This is a genomic window from Vibrio marinisediminis, assembly GCF_014050145.1.
Taxonomy (GTDB): Bacteria; Pseudomonadota; Gammaproteobacteria; order Enterobacterales; family Vibrionaceae; genus Vibrio; species Vibrio marinisediminis.
On sequence record NZ_JACFYF010000001.1, the window covers coordinates 653,841 to 676,458 of the forward strand.

General features: G+C 44.1%; 19 protein-coding genes. 8 read left to right on the forward strand and 11 right to left on the reverse strand.

The features are described 5' to 3' along the window. Positions 1 to 16: 16 nt before the first annotated feature. The 5 genes from H2O73_RS03010 to H2O73_RS03030 all read left to right on the forward strand — a co-directional run bounded on the left by H2O73_RS03010 (position 17) and on the right by H2O73_RS03030 (position 5,777). Positions 17 to 1,510: a sugar ABC transporter ATP-binding protein gene (locus tag H2O73_RS03010; RefSeq protein ID WP_182106376.1), complete on the forward strand. Its 1,494-nt coding sequence runs from the start codon at positions 17 to 19 to the stop codon at positions 1,508 to 1,510. Beyond that, entirely contained in the window at positions 1,503 to 2,501 is a 999-nt protein-coding gene (locus tag H2O73_RS03015) for an ABC transporter permease (protein ID WP_182106378.1), read from the forward strand. The genes H2O73_RS03010 and H2O73_RS03015 overlap by 8 nt, the downstream gene beginning before the upstream one ends. Beyond that, the gene (locus tag H2O73_RS03020) at positions 2,501 to 3,460 is read left to right on the forward strand and encodes an ABC transporter permease (protein ID WP_182106380.1); all 960 of its coding nucleotides are present in this window, start codon (positions 2,501 to 2,503) and stop codon (positions 3,458 to 3,460) included. Before H2O73_RS03015 ends, H2O73_RS03020 begins: the two co-directional genes overlap by 1 nt. Before the next feature lie 11 nt (positions 3,461 to 3,471). Then, the gene (locus H2O73_RS03025; protein WP_182106382.1) at positions 3,472 to 5,106 is read left to right on the forward strand and encodes an FGGY-family carbohydrate kinase; all 1,635 of its coding nucleotides are present in this window, start codon (positions 3,472 to 3,474) and stop codon (positions 5,104 to 5,106) included. A 236-nt stretch (positions 5,107 to 5,342) separates the two neighbouring features. Continuing rightward, positions 5,343 to 5,777 carry a GNAT family N-acetyltransferase gene (locus H2O73_RS03030; RefSeq protein WP_182106384.1) on the forward strand — a complete coding sequence of 145 codons (435 nt, stop codon included), beginning with the start codon at positions 5,343 to 5,345 and terminating at the stop codon, positions 5,775 to 5,777. A 128-nt stretch (positions 5,778 to 5,905) separates the two neighbouring features. Here H2O73_RS03030 and H2O73_RS03035 read toward each other — a convergent pair whose 3' ends face one another. Continuing rightward, positions 5,906 to 7,309: a glycoside hydrolase family 1 protein gene (locus H2O73_RS03035; protein ID WP_182106386.1), complete on the reverse strand. Its 1,404-nt coding sequence runs from the start codon at positions 7,307 to 7,309 to the stop codon at positions 5,906 to 5,908. 30 nt (positions 7,310 to 7,339) lie between these two features. Next, positions 7,340 to 7,645: a PTS sugar transporter subunit IIB gene (locus H2O73_RS03040; protein WP_182106388.1), complete on the reverse strand. Its 306-nt coding sequence runs from the start codon at positions 7,643 to 7,645 to the stop codon at positions 7,340 to 7,342. A gap of 337 nt (positions 7,646 to 7,982) precedes the next feature. Between H2O73_RS03040 and H2O73_RS03045 the strand changes: the two genes are divergently transcribed. Further along, positions 7,983 to 8,966, forward strand: a complete 984-nt coding sequence (locus tag H2O73_RS03045; protein ID WP_182106390.1) for an MBL fold metallo-hydrolase — start codon at positions 7,983 to 7,985, stop codon at positions 8,964 to 8,966. A gap of 78 nt (positions 8,967 to 9,044) precedes the next feature. Here H2O73_RS03045 and H2O73_RS03050 read toward each other — a convergent pair whose 3' ends face one another. The 4 genes from H2O73_RS03050 to H2O73_RS03065 are packed head-to-tail and all read right to left on the reverse strand — an operon-like array spanning position 9,045 to position 12,070. Next, positions 9,045 to 9,992, reverse strand: coding sequence for a helix-turn-helix domain-containing protein (locus H2O73_RS03050; protein WP_182106392.1), 948 nt, complete (start codon positions 9,990 to 9,992; stop codon positions 9,045 to 9,047). 27 nt (positions 9,993 to 10,019) lie between these two features. Next, on the reverse strand, positions 10,020 to 10,631 hold the full coding sequence (locus H2O73_RS03055) for a hypothetical protein (protein WP_182106394.1): 612 nt from the start codon (positions 10,629 to 10,631) through the stop codon (positions 10,020 to 10,022). A 13-nt stretch (positions 10,632 to 10,644) separates the two neighbouring features. Further along, positions 10,645 to 11,367 carry an SDR family NAD(P)-dependent oxidoreductase gene (locus H2O73_RS03060; RefSeq protein ID WP_182106396.1) on the reverse strand — a complete coding sequence of 241 codons (723 nt, stop codon included), beginning with the start codon at positions 11,365 to 11,367 and terminating at the stop codon, positions 10,645 to 10,647. Continuing rightward, positions 11,360 to 12,070 (reverse strand): hypothetical protein, encoded by a 711-nt coding sequence (locus H2O73_RS03065; RefSeq protein ID WP_182106398.1) that lies wholly within the window; start codon positions 12,068 to 12,070, stop codon positions 11,360 to 11,362. Before H2O73_RS03065 ends, H2O73_RS03060 begins: the two co-directional genes overlap by 8 nt. 281 nt (positions 12,071 to 12,351) lie before the next feature. Between H2O73_RS03065 and H2O73_RS03070 the strand changes: the two genes are divergently transcribed. Both H2O73_RS03070 and H2O73_RS03075 read left to right on the forward strand, forming a co-directional pair. Continuing rightward, positions 12,352 to 12,657 carry a hypothetical protein gene (locus H2O73_RS03070; protein ID WP_182106400.1) on the forward strand — a complete coding sequence of 102 codons (306 nt, stop codon included), beginning with the start codon at positions 12,352 to 12,354 and terminating at the stop codon, positions 12,655 to 12,657. A 160-nt stretch (positions 12,658 to 12,817) separates the two neighbouring features. Further along, positions 12,818 to 13,585: an alpha/beta fold hydrolase gene (locus H2O73_RS03075; RefSeq protein ID WP_182106402.1), complete on the forward strand. Its 768-nt coding sequence runs from the start codon at positions 12,818 to 12,820 to the stop codon at positions 13,583 to 13,585. A 72-nt stretch (positions 13,586 to 13,657) separates the two neighbouring features. On the opposite strand, the gene H2O73_RS03080 is transcribed toward H2O73_RS03075, so the two are convergent. The 5 genes from H2O73_RS03080 to malT form a co-directional block, all read right to left on the reverse strand. Beyond that, positions 13,658 to 15,349: a methyl-accepting chemotaxis protein gene (locus tag H2O73_RS03080; RefSeq protein ID WP_182106404.1), complete on the reverse strand. Its 1,692-nt coding sequence runs from the start codon at positions 15,347 to 15,349 to the stop codon at positions 13,658 to 13,660. A 301-nt stretch (positions 15,350 to 15,650) separates the two neighbouring features. Beyond that, complete coding sequence (locus H2O73_RS03085) at positions 15,651 to 16,502, reverse strand: tetratricopeptide repeat protein (protein ID WP_182106406.1); 852 nt, start codon at positions 16,500 to 16,502, stop codon at positions 15,651 to 15,653. A gap of 128 nt (positions 16,503 to 16,630) precedes the next feature. Next, the gene (locus H2O73_RS03090) at positions 16,631 to 18,562 is read right to left on the reverse strand and encodes a putative bifunctional diguanylate cyclase/phosphodiesterase (RefSeq protein WP_182106408.1); all 1,932 of its coding nucleotides are present in this window, start codon (positions 18,560 to 18,562) and stop codon (positions 16,631 to 16,633) included. 230 nt (positions 18,563 to 18,792) lie between these two features. Beyond that, positions 18,793 to 19,452 carry an NAD(P)H-dependent oxidoreductase gene (locus H2O73_RS03095; protein WP_182106409.1) on the reverse strand — a complete coding sequence of 220 codons (660 nt, stop codon included), beginning with the start codon at positions 19,450 to 19,452 and terminating at the stop codon, positions 18,793 to 18,795. A gap of 249 nt (positions 19,453 to 19,701) precedes the next feature. Continuing rightward, complete coding sequence (gene malT, locus H2O73_RS03100) at positions 19,702 to 22,398, reverse strand: HTH-type transcriptional regulator MalT (RefSeq protein WP_182106411.1); 2,697 nt, start codon at positions 22,396 to 22,398, stop codon at positions 19,702 to 19,704. Positions 22,399 to 22,618 lie beyond the last annotated feature (220 nt).

The window sequence follows — 22,618 nt, forward strand, 5'->3', positions numbered from 1 at the left end:
ACTTCTGGAAATTCTCATGTCTGGTACTCCTTTTATTACACTCAAGCAAGTGTCAAAACACTTTGGCTCTGTGAAAGCACTGGATGGCATTAACCTCACTTTTAACCAAGGCGAAGTTCACTGTTTAGCCGGTAAGAACGGCTGTGGTAAAAGCACGCTATTTAAAGTGATCTCTGGTGTTCATGCTCCTGAGAAAGGTGCAGAAATCATTCTTGGTGGCAAAAGCTACCCTCGTTTAAACCCACAACAATCAATTGAGCACGGCATTCAGGTTATCTATCAAGATCTTTCGCTATTTCCCAACCTGACCGTTGCTGAAAACATTGCCATTCAAGATCATGTTGAATGGACGAAAGGGCTGGTCCAACAAAAACGCATCGAAGAGATCGCAATTAAAGCGATGGCGAAAGTGGGTGTGACATTGCCCCTAACCAAGCGTGTTGAGCAGCTTTCCATTGCAGAATGCCAATTAGTGGCGATATGCCGCGCTATGGCATCCGATGCCAAATTGATGATCATGGATGAGCCGACGGCATCACTGACTCGAACTGAAGTGAATCACTTAATCGAAGTGGTTGCTGATCTGAAATCAAAAGGCGTTACCGTGGTGTTTGTTAGCCACAAATTGGATGAAGTGATGGAGATCTCTGATCGCATTACAGTTATCCGCGATGGTCGCACCGTCGGCACCTATCAAGCCGATGAAGTTGATAGCGACGAGCTGGCATTTTTAATGACAGGGCAGCGTTTTGAGTTTACTCCGCTGGCACCTTATCAACAGCAAGGCGACGTAAAGCTAGAAGTTAAAAACCTGACCAAGCAAGGTCAGTTTAGTGATATTTCTTTCTCTGTACGCAAAGGCGAGATTGTTTCAATTACCGGTTTATTGGGTGCAGGGCGAACAGAATTGTGTATGGCATTGTTTGGTATGACCAAACCAGACAGTGGTGAGATCTTGGTCAACAACCAAGTGACTTCATTTTCCTCCAACCGTGATGCGATTGCCCAAGGTATTGGTTATGTCTCTGAAGACCGTATGTCGACAGGTCTGGTGATGGAACAAGCCATTCAAGACAACATTACCGCTTCCGTTCTAACGCGATTGAAAAAGCCATCAGGCTTGTTAGATCACCTTAAAGCTAACAAATTGGTGGCGACATTGATTTCGTCACTGTCGATCAAAGTTGCGGATCCAAAATTGCCAGTCACCAGCCTTTCTGGTGGTAACGCGCAGCGTATTTCGATTGCTAAGTGGATTGCCGCTGAACCTGAAGTGTTGATCCTTGATTCACCAACGGTAGGGGTTGATGTTGCCAACAAAGAGGCAATTTACAACATCGCCAAAGATCTCGCCGCACAAGGCATTGCCATCATCATGGTTAGCGATGAGATCCCAGAAGTGTTTTATAACAGTCACCGTGTGATTGTGATGAAAGAAGGACGTTTTACTCATGACTTCCAGCCAACTCACTCTTCAGAGCAAGAAATTATGGAGGCCGTCAATGCTTAATAAATTCAGTTGTTCTTTGTCTGCATTCGCAAAGCGACACGAGTTTTATCTTTCGATGATGATTGTTCTGATTGTAGGGGTATTGGCGTTCACATCAGAAGACTTTCTTACCTTAGGTAACATCTTCGATATGTCGGTTAGCTCGGCAATTCTCGGCATCATGGCGTGTGGTCTGTTTGTGGTGCTGATTGCTGGTGGGATTGATATTTCATTCCCAGCGACGGCAGCAATAGCGCAATACGTAGCCGCCACTTACATACTCAGTGTTGGTGGTAATTTTATGATTGCTTTTGGTATCGCCACTGTGGTCGGCATACTGCTTGGTATGATTAACGCGACATTAGTGTACAAACTGAAAGTGCCGGCAATCATCATTACTATCTCAACGCTAAACCTGTTTTTCGGCTTGCTGATTTACTTTAGCAATGGTGAGTGGCTGTATGGCTTCCCTGATTGGTTTATGGATGGGGTAGAGCTATTTACCTTCACTGGCAGTGATGGTTATGACTATGGCTTATCGCTGCCGATTCTAACGCTGTTTGCCATGATTGCGCTGACCTCGTTTTTGATGTCGAAAACACGTTTAGGTCGTCAGATCTACGCCGTTGGCGGTAACGCTGATGCCGCTAGCCGCATTGGTATTAACCTGTTTGGCATCAACCTATTTGTCTATGGCTACATGGGCGCATTAGCAGGCATTGCTTCGGTTGTGCAAACACAAATTACTCAGTCGGTTGCACCGAACTCTTTGATGGGTTTCGAGCTGACGGTATTAGCGGCAGTGGTATTAGGTGGCACCAGTATGACAGGGGGCAAAGGTACCTTGTTTGGTGTGGTGTTGGGTGTGATTTTACTGGCGATTGTCAAAAACGGTCTAACGCTACTGGGCGTGCCTTCATACTGGCACACGGTTGTGACTGGCTTGATCATTGTTTGCAGTATCAGCATGACCGCGATTAACGAGAAAAAACAAGCGGCGCAGGGGGCATAATGGAACAGGTACTTAATAGTTTGAAACTGCCTACCGACAAGAACATTCGTTATTTGTTGGTGATCTTAGTCGGCATTTTAGCCGTGATGGGATTCTCGAGCGGTCAGGCATTCTTCTCTATCGACAACTTACAGTCAATGTCATCACAAATGCCGCTACTGGGCTTATTAGCTTTAGCAATGGCAGTGTGTATGTTGACTGGCGGGATTAACCTCTCAATCATTGCCACCACGAACGCTTGTGGTTTGGTGATGGCGAGCATTATCACTATCGCGCCAGATAGTTCGGCAATGTTAGTGATGGCACTAGCGGGTGGTTTGGTTACTGCGGTGGTTATTGGGCTGCTTAATGGCGCGTTAATCGCTTATGTGGGCGTCTCTCCAATTCTTGCCACGCTAGGTATGATGACATTAATCAACGGTCTGAACGTGTTGATTTCTGGTGGTAGTGTTATCTCTGGTTTCCCAGAGGCGATTCTGGTTCTGGGCAACGGCTCACTGCTAGGCATTCCTATGCCGCTTATCTTGTTTGTTGGCTTTGCCATTGCGCTATGGGCACTACTAGAGCACACCAGCCTAGGTCGCACTATTTACTTGATGGGTTCCAATGAGAAGGCAACGCGCTTCTCCGGTATTAACACGCAAAAAGCCACGCTGTATGTCTACATTATCTCTTCAATGCTTTGTTGGGTTGCCGCGATTGTGATGATGGCGAAGTTTAACTCAGCCAAAGCGGGCTATGGCGAATCTTACTTGCTGATTGCGATTCTTGCGTCAGTGCTGGGCGGCATAAACCCTGATGGTGGCTTCGGGCGAATCGTTGGGATTGGATTAGCGCTGATTGTGTTACAGACCTTAGAAAGTGGTCTTAACTTGCTGGGAGTGAGCAGCTATCTCACTATGGCACTATGGGGTGCCATCTTGATCCTATTTATCTTCTTACAAAAAAATAAGGCTTAACGGGGTAGTATATGAGTATTTATTTTATCGGCGTTGATGTAGGTAGTGGCAGCGCACGTGCTGGGGTATTTGATGCTCTTGGGCGTAAAGTAGGCGAAGCCAAACGCGATACATTGATGTTTAAACCTCAAGCTGATTTCGTTGAGCAATCTTCAGATAACATTTGGCAGTGTGTTTGCCTTGCGGTAAAAGATGCCGTTTCACAAGCCAATATTGACCCTATTCAAGTTAAAGGCATCGGTTTTGATGCGACTTGTTCGTTGGTGGTTCTGGATAGAAACGGACAGCCACTCACCGTGAGCCCAACAGGGCGCAGTGAGCAAAATATCGTGATGTGGATGGATCACCGCGCGATTGATCAAGCGGATCGCATCAATAAAACTGAGCACCCTGTATTGGCGTATGTGGGTAACCGTATTTCCCCTGAAATGCAGACACCTAAGCTGTTGTGGTTAAAGCAGAACATGCCAAATACTTGGTCTAAAGCGGGCTACTTCTTTGACTTGCCTGATTTTCTGACTTGGAAAGCGACCTTTGATGCCAGCCGTTCACTTTGTTCAACCGTATGTAAGTGGACATACCTTGGTCATGAAAACAAATGGGATAAGAGCTTCTTTACCCTGATTGGTTTAGAAGACTTGCTAGAAGACAACGCCAAAACCATTGGTGACCGTATTCTTCCAATGGGGCAACCTGTGGGTGATGGTTTAACGGTTCATGCGGCAGACGATTTGGGCTTAATGCCGGGAACCGCAGTCGGTACCTCTATCATTGATGCGCACGCAGGTGGCATTGGTGTGTTAGGCGCTGCGGGTATGAGCGGAGAAAAAGCGGATTTCAATAAACGTTTGGCGCTGATTGGGGGGACTTCTTCTTGCCACATGGCGGCATCAAAAACGGCGCGTTTTATTGATGGTGTTTGGGGGGCTTATTACGGTGCCATGATCCCAGACTATTGGCTCAATGAAGGGGGTCAGTCGGCGACTGGTGCGTTGATCGACCATATCATCACTTCTCATCCTCTCTATGAAAGTGCCAAAGAGCAAGCGAGCAAGCTTGGGCAAACGGTGTATGAACTGCTAAACAATCGACTGTTGCAGTTGGCAGGCAGCAAAGAAGACATCGCATTTTTGACCAAAGATATTCACGTATTGCCTTACTTCCATGGCAACCGCTCGCCACGCGCTAACGCGCACTTAACCGGTACGATGACTGGGCTGAAAATGTCGAAAACCATGGATGATATGGCGCTGCAGTACTTAGCCACCATTCAAGGTATCGCCCTGGGTACGCGCCACATCATTGAAGTAATGAACGATGCGGGTTATGAAATTGATACCATCATGGCGTGTGGCGGCGGCACTAAGAATACGGTCTTCTTGCAAGAGCACGCCAATGCGACAAGCTGTGTGATTGTCTTACCTGAAGAGAGCGAAGCGGTGATCTTAGGCTCAGCAATGTTAGGCTCTGTAGCTGCTGGTTTCTACAGTGATATCCCTGATGCGATGAATGCCATGAGCCGCATCAGTAAGAGCGTGATGCCGCAAACCGAGAAGATTAAACATTTCTACGATGCGAAGTACAAAATCTTCCACAAGATGTACCAAGACGATGTTGAATACAAACGCCTGATGAAAGAGTTTTAACCTTGCTGTTTTGCTAACAGAATACAATCCACCCAAAGGCCTCAAATGAGGCCTTTGTTATTTTTCTCTTCATACTGTCTTCTCTGGAGGCCGTAATCGTTAGGATTTATTACTCGATAATTTCTATGCCAATATAGAGGTGAATTGAAATCATCGTTATTATCAATATCGCTTACGTGATTACCTCGTTAACACTATGCGCACCAACAATAAGTAGCTAAGTGAGGCTAATAGCAATGGCAAATATTGAATTTACGGTCGGTGATCTTGAAGACAAACTACAATCAGAATTGAGTGCAGGTTTTGAATCTCATAGTCAGAAACAAGTGGCTCCGCCGTACCATAAAGAGCGATTAAACTGGACGGTTAAAGATGACAGCGGCACCCTTATTGCTGCTCTTACTGCCGATTTATTGTGGGAATGGCTTTATATCGATGAGCTTTGGGTAGATGAAAGCTGCCGTGGCACAGGAATGGGTAAGCAATTAATGGCGAAAGCGGAAGAGTACGCTAGAGCGCAAAATTTATCAGGCTTATGGTTATGGACTCAGAGTTGGCAAGCGCCTGTATTCTACCAGCGTTTGGGATTTGAAGAGTTTACTCGTTTGGATAACTTCCCAACCGGGCATAGCCGAATTGGGTTGCGAAAATACCTGACTGAAATTGCATAGCAAATAGTGCAATTGGCATCACGCCTCTTGTTGTGAGGCGCTGATTTACGTTTTTGGTATTAGAGAATTTGGCACTCTTTCTCTTTGGTGATTTTAAAAGAAAATGAGTGCCATTAACGAATGAAGAATTAATCTTTTGTAGTCAAAGAGGCACCTTGGGTTTTAATCACCTCTTGATACCAGTAGAAGCTCTTCTTACGCATACGTGTTAAGTCACCGTTACCTTGATTGTCTCGGTCAACGTGGATAAAACCGTAGCGTTTGCTCATTTCTGCGGTAGAGTTTGCCACTAAGTCGATTGGTCCCCATGTGGTGTACCCCATCAGTTCTACGCCATCTTCAATCGCTTCGCGAGCTTGTACCAAATGGTCGTTCAAGTAAGAGATGCGGTAATCATCAATAATTTCGCCTTCAGCGGTGACTTCATCACGCGCTCCTAAGCCATTTTCAACAATAAATAGCGGCTTTTGGTAACGATCGTGCAGGAAGTTTAGCAAAATGCGCAGACCTTTCGGGTCAATCAACCAGCCCCATTGGCTCTTCTCAAGGTATGGGTTAGGGACACCTGCAACAATATTCCCCACTTCTTTTTCTTGCTCGCGCGCACTGGCACAGCCAGAAGCGTAGTAACTGAATGAGATAAAATCGACACTTGCTGCTGCTAGTGTTTCAACATCGCCTGGCTCCATTTCAACAGTGATGTTGTTATCACGGAAGTAACGCAGCATATAACCTGGGTAGCGCCCACGTGTTTGCACATCACCAAAGAATAGCCATTGATTGTTCTCGTGCATGGCTGCAATCACATCATCAGGGTGGCAAGTGTGTGGATAAGACAATGCGCCCAGCAGCATGTTACCAATCTTTGCATCAGGAATGATGTCATGACATAGCTGCACAGTTTGTGCACTGGCGACTAGCTGGTGGTGAATTGCTTGGAAAATGGCTTGTTCGCAGGCGTCTTCTTGTAAGCCGACACCCGTAAATGGCGCGTGCAGTGACATATTGATTTCATTGAAGGTCAGCCAAAGTTTGACGCTGTCTTTATAACGTTCAAACACGGTGCGAGCATAACGGGTAAAAAACTCAATTAGCTTGCGGCTGCCCCAGCCATTATAGTTCTCAACCAATGCATACGGCATTTCATAATGTGACAGCGTCACGAATGGTGTAATGTTATGTGCTGCTAACTCGGCGAAAATTTTATCGTAGTACTCTAGACCAGCTTGGTTTGGCTCTAGTTCATCGCCATTGGGGAAAATACGCGTCCATGCGATGGATAAGCGTAAACAGGTAAAGCCCATCTCTTTGAAGAGCGCAATATCTTCTGGGTAGCGGTGATAAAAATCGATGGCTAAATCTTTGATGCCTGGCGTGCGCTCTTCGCGAGTTTGATGCGGGCTTAAGATGCCGTTAGGCAACATATCAGAGGTTGATAACCCTTTGCCGTCTGTCGTATATGCCCCTTCTACTTGGTTGGCGGCAATAGCGCCGCCCCATAAAAAATCGTTTGGAAATGTTTTATTAGTCATTTGGAATTCCCGATTGGTTTTTAGCGAAAGTTACTGTGATTGTTCGTTGCGCTTTTCTTCAATACACTGAGCATAGCTGTTGGCTTTTAAGCCGTAGATCACTTGAACGTGGTGTTGGTCAATTCTCACCACACCAATGGCTCCACCTTGTTTTAGCGCTTTTTCATCAAGTAATGAAAGATCATTAAGCTCCAATCTCAATCGAGTCGCGCATGCTCCACAATCTTTAATATTGTGAAGTCCCCCCAACGCATGAATGATGGTTTCAACCTCCTGATCAAGATCAGGGTTTACACGCGTAAGTGCAGCAAATAAGCGGCGTAGCAAATTGAACATCTTGTCTTCTTCGTATTTATCTTTGAATCGTATTTGATTATGCGCCTCCTGCTGGTTAGATACAGTGCAAAATTGTGAGAAAGTGAGCTAGGGAGAAAATTGCTGTAACGACTGCTTATCTTGCGAACGCTTTGTTTACAAAGTATCAGGCAAGTTGGTTGTTCAAAACGGCGCTATAGTGTGATTAACCCCCTTGATGATATCGATAAAATGCTCGTGTTGAATTTTGCGATAGCAGGCTAATTAACTGTAATAAAATAGCTTTATTCTCTTGGTAATAATTTGCAGCCAGAACGGCACTGTAATGTTTGGCGTCGAGCCAGTAATAAGGATAGATATGTTTAAAACTAAGTTAGCACTATTGATTGGTTGCTTGTCTTTTGGCGTCAATGCCGCTGGGTTTGAAGCGGTTACGTTAGGAAGTAAAGGCGGCATCCAAGATGGCAACTTGACTGCCTTTATGCTTAAGAGCGATCAAGACTCAAACTACGTTTTGCTTGATGCGGGCTCGGTAGTGAATGGCTTAATTGTGGCTGACAAAGAGGGTGCGTTTGCTGATATTAAGCTACCTACTGAATCACCTTATACAAAGGTGGGCTATTTACTGAAAGAGAAAGTAAAAGGCTATTTTATTAGCCATGCGCACCTTGATCACGTTGCGGGGATGATCATCAGCTCTCCAGATGACAGCAACAAACCTATCTATGCCTTAGCGGCAACCAATGATGCCTTGATGAGTAACTACTTCAACTGGTCAGCATGGCCAAACTTCGGTAACGAAGGCAACGGTTTTAAACTCAACAAATACACCTATAACGATCTCGCGCCATCCCAATGGCATGCAGTAGCAGAGACAAGCATGCAGGTTATGGCTATGCCTCTAGCCCACTCAGGCGGTCAATCTACGGCATTTATTGTAAAAGACAGTGAAGGGGATGTGTTTGCTTATCTTGGTGATACAGGACCTGATGCAGTTGAGAAAAGTGATGCACTGGGTAACGTGTGGAAGACACTTGCGCCATTTGTGAAGCAAGGTCAGCTAAAAGGTATGGTGATTGAAGTGTCTTATACCAATGAAACGCCAGATAAAGCGTTGTTTGGGCACTTAACACCAAATTGGCTGATTAAAGAACTGACCGCATTAGAAACCCTAGCGGGCAAAGGCAGTTTAGATGATCTCGATGTTGTCGTAAGCCATATTAAATACAGCCTAAAGAAAGGCGAAGATCCACAAGTAGTGATTGAGCGTCAATTGGAGGCATCGAATACCTTAGGGGTTAATTTCTTGTTCCCAGAGCAAGGTGATACTCTAAACTTCTAACCATGCTTTTGGTTTGCGTTTTTTAGGCCCTGCGATTTCGCGGGGCTTTTGCTTGTGGTAGCGATTGTTTGTATTGCTTCAGTCACTCTTGAATTGGCAATACTGTTTTGGTGACATTCCCGTCCATTTCTTGAATATTCTATTAAAGTGCGCTTGATCGGAAAAGCCACAGACAAACCCTACCTCTGCAAAGCTCAAATATTCACTCATTAATAAATGGCTCGCATGATGAACTCTTACTTCCTGCAAGATTGCAGCAAACTTTGCGTTGTTAGCGTTGAGATAGCGTTGCATGCTTCGCGTGGATAGTGCCATAAATTTCGCGGTGTTGAGCATATTCGCTTCCAACAATCCTACGCTGTATATTGCTCGTTTGGTTTTATCAATGATGCCATCCGTAGATAAAGAGTCACTCTTGGGTATATCTTGAAGGGGGGGAGTTTTCGATGGAGGACTGTATGGGGACCAATGAACATACCACTCGCCAGTGGGCTCTATAGGCTCACAAGTTGTAAGGTCTGGATAGCTAAAAATTGGTTGTTGATTGCTCTCATTTGAACTAAGCGTTACGCGAGAACCTGTTATGTGATTTATTAGCCCGCATATCACACCTAAAATTGCCAAATCTTCCTCAACGGTTGGCATCGGATGTTTTCTAGATTTATGTGATATTCGTGCGAATGTTGGTTTTACGTCGCACTCGATATAGTGATTGCTGTGAATATACCTCTCAAGCCTTTGCCACTTTTTTAGAAACGAGTGGGGAGTACTCTGAGAAAGAAGTGCTTTACCGGTTGGAGTATCAACAAAGCCATCAATACCGACACTGCTTTTTAACAACGTCGTAAGCCCATAGTGAGTGCTAACAAATGAAACAAATTCCCGCTTTGTCTCTAAGGAGATGTGCACTTTATCATTAGAGTTAGTGGGAGAGCGTTGGGGAAGTGATAGCTTGTTTAAACCTGCCAACAGAATGTCCAACATGGTTCTACTTGCAAAGCCGGCGTTTCGATTTATTTCAGACATTTCTTCGCAGGTCCCTGAGAATGCTATCTAACTATCCCTCTCGTTGAAGTCAGCCGCTGCTCGTTGTAACTGCGTTTGCTTCTGAGAAATAGACTTAACGATTTTGCTACCAATCCATGGCAGTTTGACTAACCATTTTGGCGAACGAGAGACGACAAATACGACGCCACCAAACCATAGCAGTTTACCTAAAAATACGGTCACTACCACTAAGTAACTAGAAATGCCCGATAACAAGCTCAAAATGACCATACTTCGCGGGGGAGTAGGTAATAAAGACATGGCAGCCAGCGCGTATAGCCCATATTGGTTTGTGTAACCTTTTAGCGTCTCCCAGCTCTGGTAGGAACTCGACTCCTCTGCTGGAATCGCACTTTGTAGATAACTATCAAGCAAGGTAGAGATTAAGACTAAAATACTCGCGCCCATCGCCGCAGCAACAGCAAACATCAATGCAATAATCCATGCCTTTTTGGGATGAAGCCAAGCCAGTAAAATGACAGATGTTTGCGTAGGAAGGGCTGGTACAAAAAAATCACCGATAGAAATGCCAGCTAGAACATATACGGCTTTGGGCTTTCTTCCTTTTTTCATCACCCAATTGAGAACTCGATTTGTCACCGTTTGCTTTTGCTGCATTTCAATCACTCCTTTACACTTTCAGCATGATATTTTCGATAAAATTTGGTAAGACTCGCCTTGCTTGCATGACCAATTTCATCTTTCCTACATGGATTTCCTTTCTGCCGTTTAGTGCACCTTGAATAATTTCATCTGCGGCTTGTTCTGCGGATATTTTTCCTTTTCCACGTCCTTGAGTCATATCGGTATCGACTAACGGAAGTATCGCTTCACATACGTTTATGTCGCTGCCTTCGCGTTGTATTTGACCATTAAACGACTTACAAAATGCCCGTAAGCCTGCTTTATTGGCACAATAAATAGGGGAGCTTTGTTTTGGCGCAATTGCCAGCCCCGAGGTGACGTAAACCCAAGTACCTTTAGTACTTTCTACGTTACTAAACAAAAACTGCGTTAATTCAATGGGAGCGTTGAAGTTAATTTGGGTTTCGATTGCTACGCTTAAATCATCTTCAACGGGATCAAATAAGTTTCTCGCTTGTTGTACACCTGCGTTATGAATCACCATATCTAATGGTTCGGTGTTAATTGCTTCAGCCAGTTTCGCTATGCTTTTACTATCGGATAAGTCACAACAAATCCAACGAACGTTAGGGAAGTTGAGTTTTGCGGCACTAACCGATTTATCACTGCTTCCCGTTGAAATTACTGAATAGCCAAGAGAGTTACATTTAGAGACAAGGGCTTTACCTACACCTCGCGTGCCTCCGGTAATTAACACGGTTTTAGACATTGGCATACTCCTTGATAACAGATAAATCCATCGGGGTATCGAACGTTGCCAACCCGAGGTATTCGACATATTTCCCTTTACGGTTTCTATCTCGAGGCTCCAAAAGACCGTCTATTTTTTCCAGGTCGTGTGTTTCAGTGTTGAAGTGAAAATCGGTAGAACCAAATAGCATTTTCCAAAACCACTTTTTTGGCGTAACACTAATAACAAGTTTGTCTTTGAAATTTCGTTTTTGTAACGTTACTCCCGTATGGGCTTGCACTTTTAAAACGGTGTAGTCCAGTTCGACTTTTGTGCCGTTCATCAGTGCATCCCAATGTTTGGTAATTTCAAAAGGTACGCTTAGCAACGTGCATGGTGACGTAATGAAATTGAGGTTTTTCTCTTTTTCTCTATATTTGGTTTTATAACTGTTTAGTCTAGCATTGCCATGGTTGCTGTTTACTTGCAAACAACCTTCTTCACTCAAATCAGGATGATTCATAGAAGCAAATTGAAGACCATTTTTAGGGCACCACAACACTTCTTCTATGGCTATCTTGCGTTTGCCCGTTCCTTGCCAAATTCGCTTGGCTTTGAGAAAACCATTGTCTAACTTCTCTATGGTTAGACTGTATTCAAATAGCAACCTTGGATTAATGTGACGATTATTGGTCACTTCTGCATTGGCTTGTCCAATTTGAACCGCATTATTTTTTTCCATTTTTCCTCCTCACATCAGTCAGGTGTAATGTAGCGAGGATTAAACCGAAACTATTGAATATTTACGCCAATTGCCTTTATTCATAAGCCGTAATGGCAGGGAAGTAATCGCACTGGTTTCCCCTATATTTATTGAGGCTTGCGATAGATCTCTGGTTTCAACGAGTTTAAATGAGCCAGAACTTTTCGAGTAAAAGGCAAGATAGATCTATTCATCCATATGGCTTGTCTATGCGAAGAATGATAAGTTGATAATAATTATCATTGCTAATTGGTCCTATTATGGAAAAACCACTTTTAACAAGAACGGTCTATTTGCACTTAATTGTATCAGCGCTATTGAATAACCATTTAAAGGAGATCCAAGGCAATGTTGACGCTGAGGAGTTCGATGATTTTCGTCGAGTGACAGGAAAAATAATGGGGGAAATCTATACAAGCGTTTTAGCTAAAATTTGGAGTGAGCATAAAGAGCTTAACCCCACGCTCATGGGCGGTGACTTTGAGGTGGACAATAGTGTTCAAGAGAGAGCGATAGTCTTTGTTGAAGAGCTTTTAAATCATTTAGATGACTCTATCGGTCAGTGAGGTTGTCTATTGCGTCGCGACTCAGTAATGGTTGTCAGAACTTTGCTTTAATTGTGAGACTAAGGCACAGATTGCGAGTAAATAATGTGAAGACGAGGACATTGTTAAATATTTGCCAAAGCTAGAATGCTTCTGATTCATAACATGATGAGGAAGGATTATGTCTGGTTTTGGTCAGCATTTATTAATTGATGGCGCTGAGATTTACTACCAAGTGTCAGGCAATCCTGATGGTCAACCGTTAGTGATGTTACACGGCGGTTTGGGCAGTAGTGAAGATCTCGATGGGTTATTACGTTTTATACCGGAGTTATTTAAAGTTATCCGCATTGACTTGCGTGGTCATGGGCGCTCAACGTTAGGTGAACTACCGTTGAGTTACACTCGTTATCAACAAGATGTTGAAGCGATTCTCGATCATCTACAAGTCTACAAGTTTCATCTATTCGGCTTTAGCGACGGAGGCACGGTAGGTTACCGACTCGCGTCCATTTATGATTGCCGAATTTTGAGCTTAACGACATTAGGTGCGCAATGGCGCCTAGAGTATGACGACCCTTCGATTGAAATATATGAAAGTCTAACGGCTGAGTTTTGGCAGCAAGAGTTTGAAGAAGAAGTTGCTCGTTATCTAGAGATCAACCCAGAACCAGATTTTAATCTACTAGTTAATGAGGTGAAAGAGCTGTGGTTAGACACGTTAGATAGCGGTTATCCAGATGAACTGGTCGAAAAGATCAATTGTTCAACATTGATCATGCGCGGTGATAAAGACTTTTTATTCTCTCTATCAGAAGCTAAAGCGTTAACGGACAGAATTCCAGAATGTGAATTTTTGAACGTCCCTTTCTCTGAACATGAAGCGCATAAAGAGTACCCTGAAATTGTTGGTGAAGCTCTGCGACGTTTTCTACAGATCAATCATTAATGCTCAAACTTAGACGTAATAAAAAACCTCGCAATAGCGAGGTTTTTTATTACCGTAAGGGAAAGAAAATGGTTAAACGCGGTAGCGATCAATCTCCTCCTTTAAGGTTTCAGCTAAGTTCGCCAGCTCTAAGGTTGCCTCACCACTTTGTTCTGCACCGTCTGCAGTTTGGTTGGCTATCTCGCTGATTGATGAGATATTCGCGTTGATATCTTCGGTTACTAGGCTTTGCTCTTCTGCAGCAGTCGCAATTTGGGTATTCATCGCGGAAATTTGGTCAACACTGGCTTTGATCTGACCTAAAGCGATACCTGCTTCTTGAGCTTTTTCAACGGTTAGTGTTGCGCTCTCTGCTCCTTTTTCAAGTCTTAGTGTTGAATCTTTACTGCCGTCTTGTAGCCGTTGTATTGTGCCCATGATTTCTTTCGTTGAGGCTTGAGTACGGCTGGCAAGGGTTCTAACTTCATCAGCCACCACAGCAAACCCGCGACCCTGTTCACCAGCGCGCGCAGCCTCAATAGCGGCATTGAGCGCCAGCAAGTTTGTCTGCTCTGATATATCTTGAATCACATCCACCACCGCACCAATATCTTCAGAGTGCTTAGCTAAAGAGTGCATTGCTTCAACGGATTCTTGTAGGTCAGTTGAAAGATTTTCAATCATCTGAATACTTTCGCCCACAACGAGTTGCCCACTTGCTGCCGCCGCATCAGCTTGTTCTGATGCTTCCGCTGCTGAAGATGCGCTTTGGGCAACTTCGTGTACCGTGGCTGTAAACTCATTAATTGCTGCCGCAACTTGAGTGGTTTGCTCTTGCTGGCTAATAATATTTTGTCTTGCTTGAGTCGCAACAACAGAGTTCTCTTCTGACGCGCGAGCTAATTGGCTAATTGATTCTCGATTGGTTTGTATTACGTGCTGGAAGTCTTGCACAATGCGGTTTACCGAGTGTGCTATATGGGCAAACTCATCACTGCCTGATAGGTCGACTCGTTGAGTTAAATCCCCTTGTGCAATCTTCTCTGCACTATATTGAAGTAATTCGACGGCGTGGTTGACTCTACGCACAATGATCACCGCCACTGTGGTAATAGCGAAGAGTGAAAAGGCGGCAATCCCACTAAATACAATGATAAAGAGTTGGGTGTTTTGCTCGGCTAGGTCGAAGGTCTCTTTTCCTTCTTGTCGCTGCAAGTTTAAGAACGCTTCAGTGTGTTGGTAAGTTTGCGCAAATAGTGGATTGATCTCTTTAAGTAGTATCAGGTTCGCTTTACTGAAGTCCTGTTTTTGCAGCTCGGCAATAGCTGGGTTAAACCCTCGCTCGGTAATACTATCCAGCGTATTTGCAAGATTGTTCACCACCTCGGATTCTTGTTGATTAAGTGGTGATGCCATTAATTCTTCATCGACAATTCTATGTAAGTCGTTGAGAGAAGACTGTATTTGATTGATGTGGAATTGAATTGGATGATCGTGCATTTGAGCAAATTTTGAGGCAGGATCATGTTGGAATGCTAATAAGAGTGCACTGCGAGCGTTGCCTAACTCATCAAGGATGCGGCCTGTGCGAATGGTATGTTGCATACCTTGTTTATAAAGATCTTCTATGTAAGCCGAGCTGGTTTGCATTCCGGAGATCCCTTTGTACCCCAAGACCGCAAAAGCTACCGCCATAAATAGCACACAGATCTTTAATCGAATGCTGACGCTTTCTAGTTTAGACAACAAGCTAATAGATTGATTAGGTGGATTATCGTTATTCATGTTCACCTCATTTTATAACCGTGTTTTTTTAATATAAATGAGATGTGATAAAAACTCTCGATGTGAAATTGATGTGAATCAATATTTAAATTGATATGAAATTATTTGTAGTGAAAGTGTTATAAATATCTCTTTTATAAGAAAGAATATTGGAAAAACTTCGTAAAAAGTGGATAGACCAATGACTTAACGCTGCTGGCTTATCAATTAAGGGGGCGAAAATAGGTACCAATTGAAATCATGTTCTTAAAAAAAGCACCACTTATGTGGTGCTTTTTTGCGTTAATGAGCGGAGAAAGAGTTATTCCTCTGTGTGCTGCTCTTGCATGGCTTCAAAGCGTTTATTGCCATGTAGAGACTCAAAATCTTTTTCGTTAGCGATAAGGTCTCTGGTTGATGGGCTAACTTCAATCGCTCTCGCCAAATCATCAATCGCTTGCTCTTCAATGCCTAATCTTGCATAAGCACAGGCTCGCTGATAGAGGGCTGGTCCATTGGTTTCGTCTAAATCTAGTACGCGGTTACACAAGCTCAGCGCCCAGTTATATTCATTCGCCTCCATGGCGGCATCTGCTTTGTAGGTTAATGCTTCTAAATCGCCAGGTCGGATATGTAGAATTTCATCGTAAACCGCAATTTTTTGTTCTGGTGTTTGCACGCTTTGAGAGCGCAACCAAAGGTTATGGACTTCATTGATGATCTCAATTTCTTTGTTGTTCTCGCTAATGATGCGTGTTTTACGTTTTAGATCGCGTTCGAGGGCAACAAATTTTTCCTCGTATTCCAGTGCAATACCTTCTAAACGTTGGTCGGCCATCTCTTTGGTTTTGATTTTTAGCTCACGCAGAGACTGCCAGCCAACGAAGGCTATCAACGAGGCGACGCCAGCAATGATGTAGAAAAAGTAAGTCACCGTGACGTTGGCATAGTTCAAAGATTTATCGGCGACAGCAAGCTCACGGTCGGTAATATCAATCACTAACCTTCGTTCTAAATCTTGTTGTGATTCACGTAGCGACTTCAGTTCATCAAGGATGTAACGTTCCATCAGTGGGCGATCCAGTAAGTCAGATTCAGAGTATTTTTCTTCGGCAAAAGTTGAGAAACTAACGGCGGTAAGGAGGATCAACAAAAGTGAAGTGATAGAGCGCATTTGGCTTCCTTACTGTAAAAAATTTGTAGAAATTTATGGTTCTTTTTCACAGTAGCAGATCGCCTAACGATAACGCAAAGTACAAAGGGCTATTTAACTGATAAATTTACAGTTAGTTTAAATTTTCATCAGAGTAAATAGCGTTGTGAAAACTGTTTTGCTGGAATAGGGCGACTGAATAAGTACCCTTGAAGATAAGAGTAGTTATTTTGACAAAGTAACTCTTTTTGGTACTCCTCTTCTATCCCTTCTGCCACGACTGCGAGCCCAAGCTTTTCACAAATAGCCGCGGTTGCTTGGATAATCGCGAGTCCGCCTTCTTGGCTTGATTGTACGAAACTCTTGTCTAGCTTAACGACATCAATTGGCAGTTGTTGCAGTACGGATAATGATGAGTACCCGGTGCCGAAATCGTCGAGATAGATTTTGACACCAATCTGTGAAAGCTCACTAAGCCATTGCTTAACCTCTTCCATTTTGTACACCATGCATGACTCTGTCAGTTCTATTGCTATTTGTGAAGGCTTCACTTGATAGCGTTCAATTAGCTGCGCAAGACGGGTGCTAAATCCACTGTGTAATTGAATACGTGAGACGTTGATGCTCACGACAAACTCTTGATCATCACGAATTTGCCATTGGCTTAATTGCTCTAATGCGTGTTGGATAACCCAATCACCTAACGCCACAATTTGCCCTGAGTCTTCGGCAATGGGAATAAACTCCGCAGGGGGAATATTACCAAGCGTGTCATCGTGCCAACGCAGTAATGCTTCTGCTCCATACAGCTTGCCGCTCTGACAACAAAAAATGGGTTGGTAGTGCAAGCTGAACTGATCGGACTCTAAAGCTGTGGAGAGGTAGTGACGAATTTGTGATTTGCGACTGATCGCTTGGGCTAAATCGCTCGTGAAAACTTGGTAGCGGTTTTTACCTTGTTTCTTGGCTTTATGCATTGCGTAACCGGCATACTGAATCAAGGTTTCGACCGGCAATGGCTCTTGCGAATTGAAGGTCGTGCTCCCCAAACTGGCATTGACTGACACGGTAATGCCACTGCGTAATTGATAGGGCGCACGCAATAGCTGATTAATGTTCGCCAGTTTTTCGCACAGCGATTCTTGTACCGGTAGTAATGCTACAAACTCATCACCGCCAAAACGCGCCAACGCCAGAGCCTCAGGTAATGATTGCTGCAACCGACGTGCAACAGCAATTAATAATGTATCTCCCTGACCATGACCATAGGTATCGTTGATCATCTTAAATCCATCAAGATCGATAAACACCAAATGAAAACTGTGTTGGGTTTGCGTCCATGAGTTTGCTTGAGTGAGTAGCCCTCGGCGGTTATATAGTTCGGTTAAACAGTCATGGTTGGCCTCAAACTGTGCGGCGAGTATTTGTTTTTTCTGTTGGCTTATGTCGGTTAATTGCAGTAGCAACTGGTTTTTGTTTTTTACCCAATTGGCGATGATACGAAAATTGTAAGATTGGTCATTGATCGTTAAGTTGGTTTCTTTTTCAACTTCACCACGAACTTGTGCTTCGGTTAACCATTTGTCTGCCCGCTGTGGACTGCCTGTCAATGTGGATAGATGCGTCAGAGCGATAGGATAGAATTGCTGAAAGGCGTCGTTGGCGCTGAGTAGATAACCGGATTGATCAAAGAGTAGCGAAAGGTTAGACCCATCAGAAAAAGCCAGATTGCTGCGTAAATACGACTCTTCTGATAAGGCATGAACGAGCATGGCCAGTCGCCCTTCTTCGAGTTCGACACCTGAGAAATCACATAGGACACGCTTATGTATTTGCTTTGGGGTGATATTCCACCATTTACGAAAACACTCACCTAGCTCGAACTGTTTTCGGTAGGTGTCTAATGTAGTTTTGACCGCCTGTGACATGCCAGTTTTAAGATCGCGATTAAGCAACTCTGTGAGGGTTTCAGCTTCCCATAATAAAAGTGCGGCGGAGTTAGCCCAAAAAATACTTTGTTGGTCAAAATCATAAATCCAAATGGGGGTATGAATTTGTTCCAAAGCTTCAAACTGTTCCATCGTTACTCTCTATTTATGGCGAATGCCTACCGACTGCGTATGCTATTTAGCCAAGTGATTGGGTTCAATCTGAAATTCTGTAAAAGAGTAAAATGTCTCAATGGTGAGAAAGTTTGCCGAGCAGAGAGAATCTATATTGCGGTGAAGTATTGAATGGATTAAATGGAAAAGACCCTGAAATAGCAGGGTCTTAAGGTTATATGTTTGTCATGTCACTGTGTTTAGCTAGCTTACAGTACCTGTAGGACGTCTTCCATTGGTAGGCGGGCTTTCGGTTTGCCGTAGTTATAGTCTTCACCGTCTTGGTGGTAGCCGATTGCCAAAGCAACCTCACACACATACCCATCAAGTTCTTCTTTGAACAACTCACCAATCAGTTCAGGGTCGATACCTTCCATTGGTGTCGAATCAATACCAAGGCGAGCAAGAACATGCAGAGTGTTGCCGAGTGCTAGGTAAGTTTGCGAACGAGTCCAGTTACCGTTAAAGCCGTTTTCATCGGTGTTTGCTTCTGCGAACGAGTAGGCACCATCAAGCATGTTGTTATACATTTCTGCAGGAAGGTGACCAGAAGTCACTTCAGCATCCACGACTTTTTTGTATAGGTCTTTGGTGTAGTGTGGATTGTAAGCAAACAGTATGGTGTGTGACGCTTCTTTAGCATGAGGTTGGTTAAACTGATGCTTGTTGGCAAACGTATCATGAAAGCGTTGCTTAGCTTCGTCACTCTCAACCACAATAAATTTCCAAGGCTGTGAGTTGATTGAAGACGCTGATAGACGAATCGCTTGGTACAGCACATCAAGATCAGCTTGTGGGATACGTTTGTTAGCATCGTAGCGTTTTGCAGTGTAACGTGATTGTAAGTCAGCAATAATTGGATGTGTCATAGTCGTACCCTACTTAAATTCTATTCTTGTCGGCGGTTGCCGTGTCTACGAAGGGCATAATAGGGTTTTACTTCGGTGTGAAAAACCATCTCGCAATTGAAACATTATCAAAAAAATATTGATAATAGATCCGGTAGTGGGCTTATTCTGTCTCAGATATTAGTGATAAAAGGTCACCTAACATGATGACCTTTATAATGCATAACGCTTGGTTTGAATCAAAAAGCAGTTTTTTGTTTCGTTTACTGATTAGTGTCCCATCAGTTTTACTAATTTCTCGGCGGTGCTGACCGCTTGCTTTCGATTGGCAATGTTGAGTTTTTGGTACAAGTTGCGGATATGGGTTTTAATCGTCGTGCCTGCTACATCAAGCTCATGGGCGATTTGTTCGTTGGACAAGCCAGAATAAATCAAACCAAGCACTTGCCATTCACGCTGAGTTAGCGGGCTGTTACGTACCAGCTCTGGTATTTGGGGGTGGTGCACGAGTTGTTTAATGAAGTTCTCATCAAAGTGGGCTGAGCGAGTTCGATGAGTGGTGGTGATGGATTTGAGTAGCTGATTGGCACGAAAGCGAGTGAGTTCATCAAGCTCTGATTGAAATTCCGCACTTTGCAGTATCGGGGCGAGTTCATCGATATTGTAAAGATAATCCCCCAAGATTGCGGTTTGATTGGTGAGCATCAATGCTGTTTTCAAAGTTTGTTGAGCAATCGGTGAAGTCTGAGTCTGAATCGCCATTACCGATTGCATAATTGCATTTCGACTTGTATCAGCAATCAATTGATGGCTGGTTGCATCATCTTGTAACCGTTGCAGCGTTTGCGTGGCTTGTTGATATTGCCCCAAATAAAGTTGGGCACGGCAAATATTTCGCCATTGCATTTGCGAAAAGTGGTTACAAGCCTGTTCCGGTTGGGAGGCACCTTCCAACCAGAGTTGAATCGCGCTGTTGTTTTGTTTCGCTTGCCAATAAAGCAGTTGAGCAAGATAAGCGTGTGCGCACCAATCAATATGATAACTGGATTGAGCCAGTAGACATTCCACCTCGGCAATATACTTTGCTGTTCTGTCGACCTCTCCCCGGCAAAGTGCAATACGCGCTAACAAGGCGTAGCTATGTAATTGCAACGGCTCGCTTTGAAGGTTGAGTAGTTTTAGCGCTTGGTTCGCGCAAGCTTCTGCATCATCTAACCGGTTCCAACTAAAGAACAGTTGTGCTCGAATACGCAGTAAAAACTCATGCAAAGGGAGATGGTTGAGTTGTTGATCGTCGATCAATTTAAACCCACTTTCTTGAACATCAAATGCCGCTTGTAAATAGCCCTTAGCGGTCAGGATTTCGCTTTGTTGTAATATCGCCCACAGCGCATGCTGATGAACTTGATATTGGCGCGCCAATTTTTCGGTTTGCTGCATTAATGGCAGAGCGCGATCCAAATGCCCCAATACATGATTGACCTCCCCAATCACGGAAGTGGCAACAATGCGGCTATGGTAAGCCATACCATCAACTTGGCTTAATGCCAATTCGGCAAATTCTAGTGCTTGTAATGGCTGGTTTTTACTGATGGCGACTTGCGCTTTTAGCGCATTGAATTCCCCTTGTTCGCTATTGGTAAGCGCGACGTTAGCGTTTTCTGATTGCCACAGAATCTTATCGACATCTTGGTGGCGATGTTGGCTCTGAGCTAGCCAAGCGTGCAAGAGGCAAAGCGTTGGCTGCTGGAAAATGGTCTCGTCAGACAGTGTCGATAATGCGGCTTGTAAGCTGGCAGAGTCACCACTGTTAAATAGCGCCCAACCATGCTGGCATAAAATGTGAGCGGTTAACGCCTCATCGCGAGCGTGCTTGGCATGCCACAGTGCTTGGTGGGTATTGGACTGCTGTAACCATGCGTTGGCGGCTAATTGATGAAGCTCAGTGTGCTGGTGAGGTAAACGGGCATCGCGCTCATGGCTTAAGAATTCGGCAAATAGGCTGTGAAAACGAAACCAGTTGTAAACGCCAGGGATAGGGAAAATGAATAATCCATAGCGTTGTAATGACTCTATCTTACTCTGTGCATCGTTACGCTGTGTTACGACGCCTGCAATGGTGTGGTTAAATCGTTCGAGTACCGAGCATTGCAGCAAAAATTCTTGTGTATCGTTATCTAGCGCAGTAAAGACCTCCTCGATTAAATAGTCCCAGAGATGCGCTTGGTTTAATGGCTGAGTAGGTTGGTTGAAATCGTTGCCTGCCAGTGCTTGGTAACGCGTTTGCCAAGCAATCAGTTCAAGTGCCGATGGCCAGCCTTCAACATATTGATATAAACGCTCAATTTCATCGTTGTCGAGAGGTTGTTCAATGCGTTGTTGGAAAAATGTGGCGGCTTCATCTGCATCAAAAGCCAGTAGCCCTTGATCTATTTCTGTAATAAGACCGCGTACACGAAGGTTGGCAATTCCAAGCGGGAGAACTGAGCGACTGGTGATCACTAAGGTTAAATGGCTTGGTTGATGCTTTAGAAAATAGTGGATGGCTTGATGAATACCATCATCTTCAATGTGATGGTAATCGTCCAGTACCAGATAGCTTTGTTTATTGCTGTTGCTGATCTGTTTGAGTGCTTCGGTTAGCACGCTCATCATCGATGAGAAGGGTTGCTGCTGCGCGAGCTTGAGCGCCTCTTGGCATGCTTGCCCCGTTGCGTTGTTGAGTGCGGCGATAAAATAACAACAAAAGCGTGCTGGGTCGTTGTCGTTGCTATCGATGTTGTACCAGCCGAGGTTGGGTTTTTCTTGTAGCCATTGCGTGGCAACTGTTGTTTTACCATAGCCAGCCGGTGCTCGTAACAATACTAACTTTTGTCTCTCTGTCGCCGCTAATAAATGTGCAATTCGTGGGCGTTCAATAGCAGAAAGTGAAAACGTAGGGCAACTGAGTTTTGAAGGAATCCACATCCTGTTTGTATCCTTGTGCTCACAATGACAATAAGCTCACCGATAAACGTCAGCTTGTCCAATATCGCTCATGGTAAGTGAGAAGCGTGCTTCTGTGGATGAGGATGAGTCATATCTATGTTGATCTCACGCTCTTGAGCTGTCTACGCCTTAAAAATGTGATAGCAATCAATTTTATGCGTGTGTTGTGCAGGAAAATCCGCTTATTAGGTCGAATCGT

What these genes read in the sequence shown, in the direction of transcription:
- H2O73_RS03010 (WP_182106376.1), top strand. Translation starts at nt 17, where the DNA reads ATGTCTGGTACTCCTTTTATTACACTCAAGCAAGTGTCAAAACACTTT.
- H2O73_RS03015 (WP_182106378.1), top strand. Translation starts at nt 1,503, where the DNA reads ATGCTTAATAAATTCAGTTGTTCTTTGTCTGCATTCGCAAAGCGACAC.
- H2O73_RS03020 (WP_182106380.1), top strand. Translation starts at nt 2,501, where the DNA reads ATGGAACAGGTACTTAATAGTTTGAAACTGCCTACCGACAAGAACATT.
- H2O73_RS03025 (WP_182106382.1), top strand. Translation starts at nt 3,472, where the DNA reads ATGAGTATTTATTTTATCGGCGTTGATGTAGGTAGTGGCAGCGCACGT.
- H2O73_RS03030 (WP_182106384.1), top strand. Translation starts at nt 5,343, where the DNA reads ATGGCAAATATTGAATTTACGGTCGGTGATCTTGAAGACAAACTACAA.
- H2O73_RS03035 (WP_182106386.1), bottom strand. Translation starts at nt 7,309, where the DNA reads ATGACTAATAAAACATTTCCAAACGATTTTTTATGGGGCGGCGCTATT.
- H2O73_RS03040 (WP_182106388.1), bottom strand. Translation starts at nt 7,645, where the DNA reads ATGTTCAATTTGCTACGCCGCTTATTTGCTGCACTTACGCGTGTAAAC.
- H2O73_RS03045 (WP_182106390.1), top strand. Translation starts at nt 7,983, where the DNA reads ATGTTTAAAACTAAGTTAGCACTATTGATTGGTTGCTTGTCTTTTGGC.
- H2O73_RS03050 (WP_182106392.1), bottom strand. Translation starts at nt 9,992, where the DNA reads ATGTCTGAAATAAATCGAAACGCCGGCTTTGCAAGTAGAACCATGTTG.
- H2O73_RS03055 (WP_182106394.1), bottom strand. Translation starts at nt 10,631, where the DNA reads ATGCAGCAAAAGCAAACGGTGACAAATCGAGTTCTCAATTGGGTGATG.
- H2O73_RS03060 (WP_182106396.1), bottom strand. Translation starts at nt 11,367, where the DNA reads ATGTCTAAAACCGTGTTAATTACCGGAGGCACGCGAGGTGTAGGTAAA.
- H2O73_RS03065 (WP_182106398.1), bottom strand. Translation starts at nt 12,070, where the DNA reads ATGGAAAAAAATAATGCGGTTCAAATTGGACAAGCCAATGCAGAAGTG.
- H2O73_RS03070 (WP_182106400.1), top strand. Translation starts at nt 12,352, where the DNA reads ATGGAAAAACCACTTTTAACAAGAACGGTCTATTTGCACTTAATTGTA.
- H2O73_RS03075 (WP_182106402.1), top strand. Translation starts at nt 12,818, where the DNA reads ATGTCTGGTTTTGGTCAGCATTTATTAATTGATGGCGCTGAGATTTAC.
- H2O73_RS03080 (WP_182106404.1), bottom strand. Translation starts at nt 15,349, where the DNA reads ATGAATAACGATAATCCACCTAATCAATCTATTAGCTTGTTGTCTAAA.
- H2O73_RS03085 (WP_182106406.1), bottom strand. Translation starts at nt 16,502, where the DNA reads ATGCGCTCTATCACTTCACTTTTGTTGATCCTCCTTACCGCCGTTAGT.
- H2O73_RS03090 (WP_182106408.1), bottom strand. Translation starts at nt 18,562, where the DNA reads ATGGAACAGTTTGAAGCTTTGGAACAAATTCATACCCCCATTTGGATT.
- H2O73_RS03095 (WP_182106409.1), bottom strand. Translation starts at nt 19,452, where the DNA reads ATGACACATCCAATTATTGCTGACTTACAATCACGTTACACTGCAAAA.
- malT (WP_182106411.1), bottom strand. Translation starts at nt 22,398, where the DNA reads ATGTGGATTCCTTCAAAACTCAGTTGCCCTACGTTTTCACTTTCTGCT.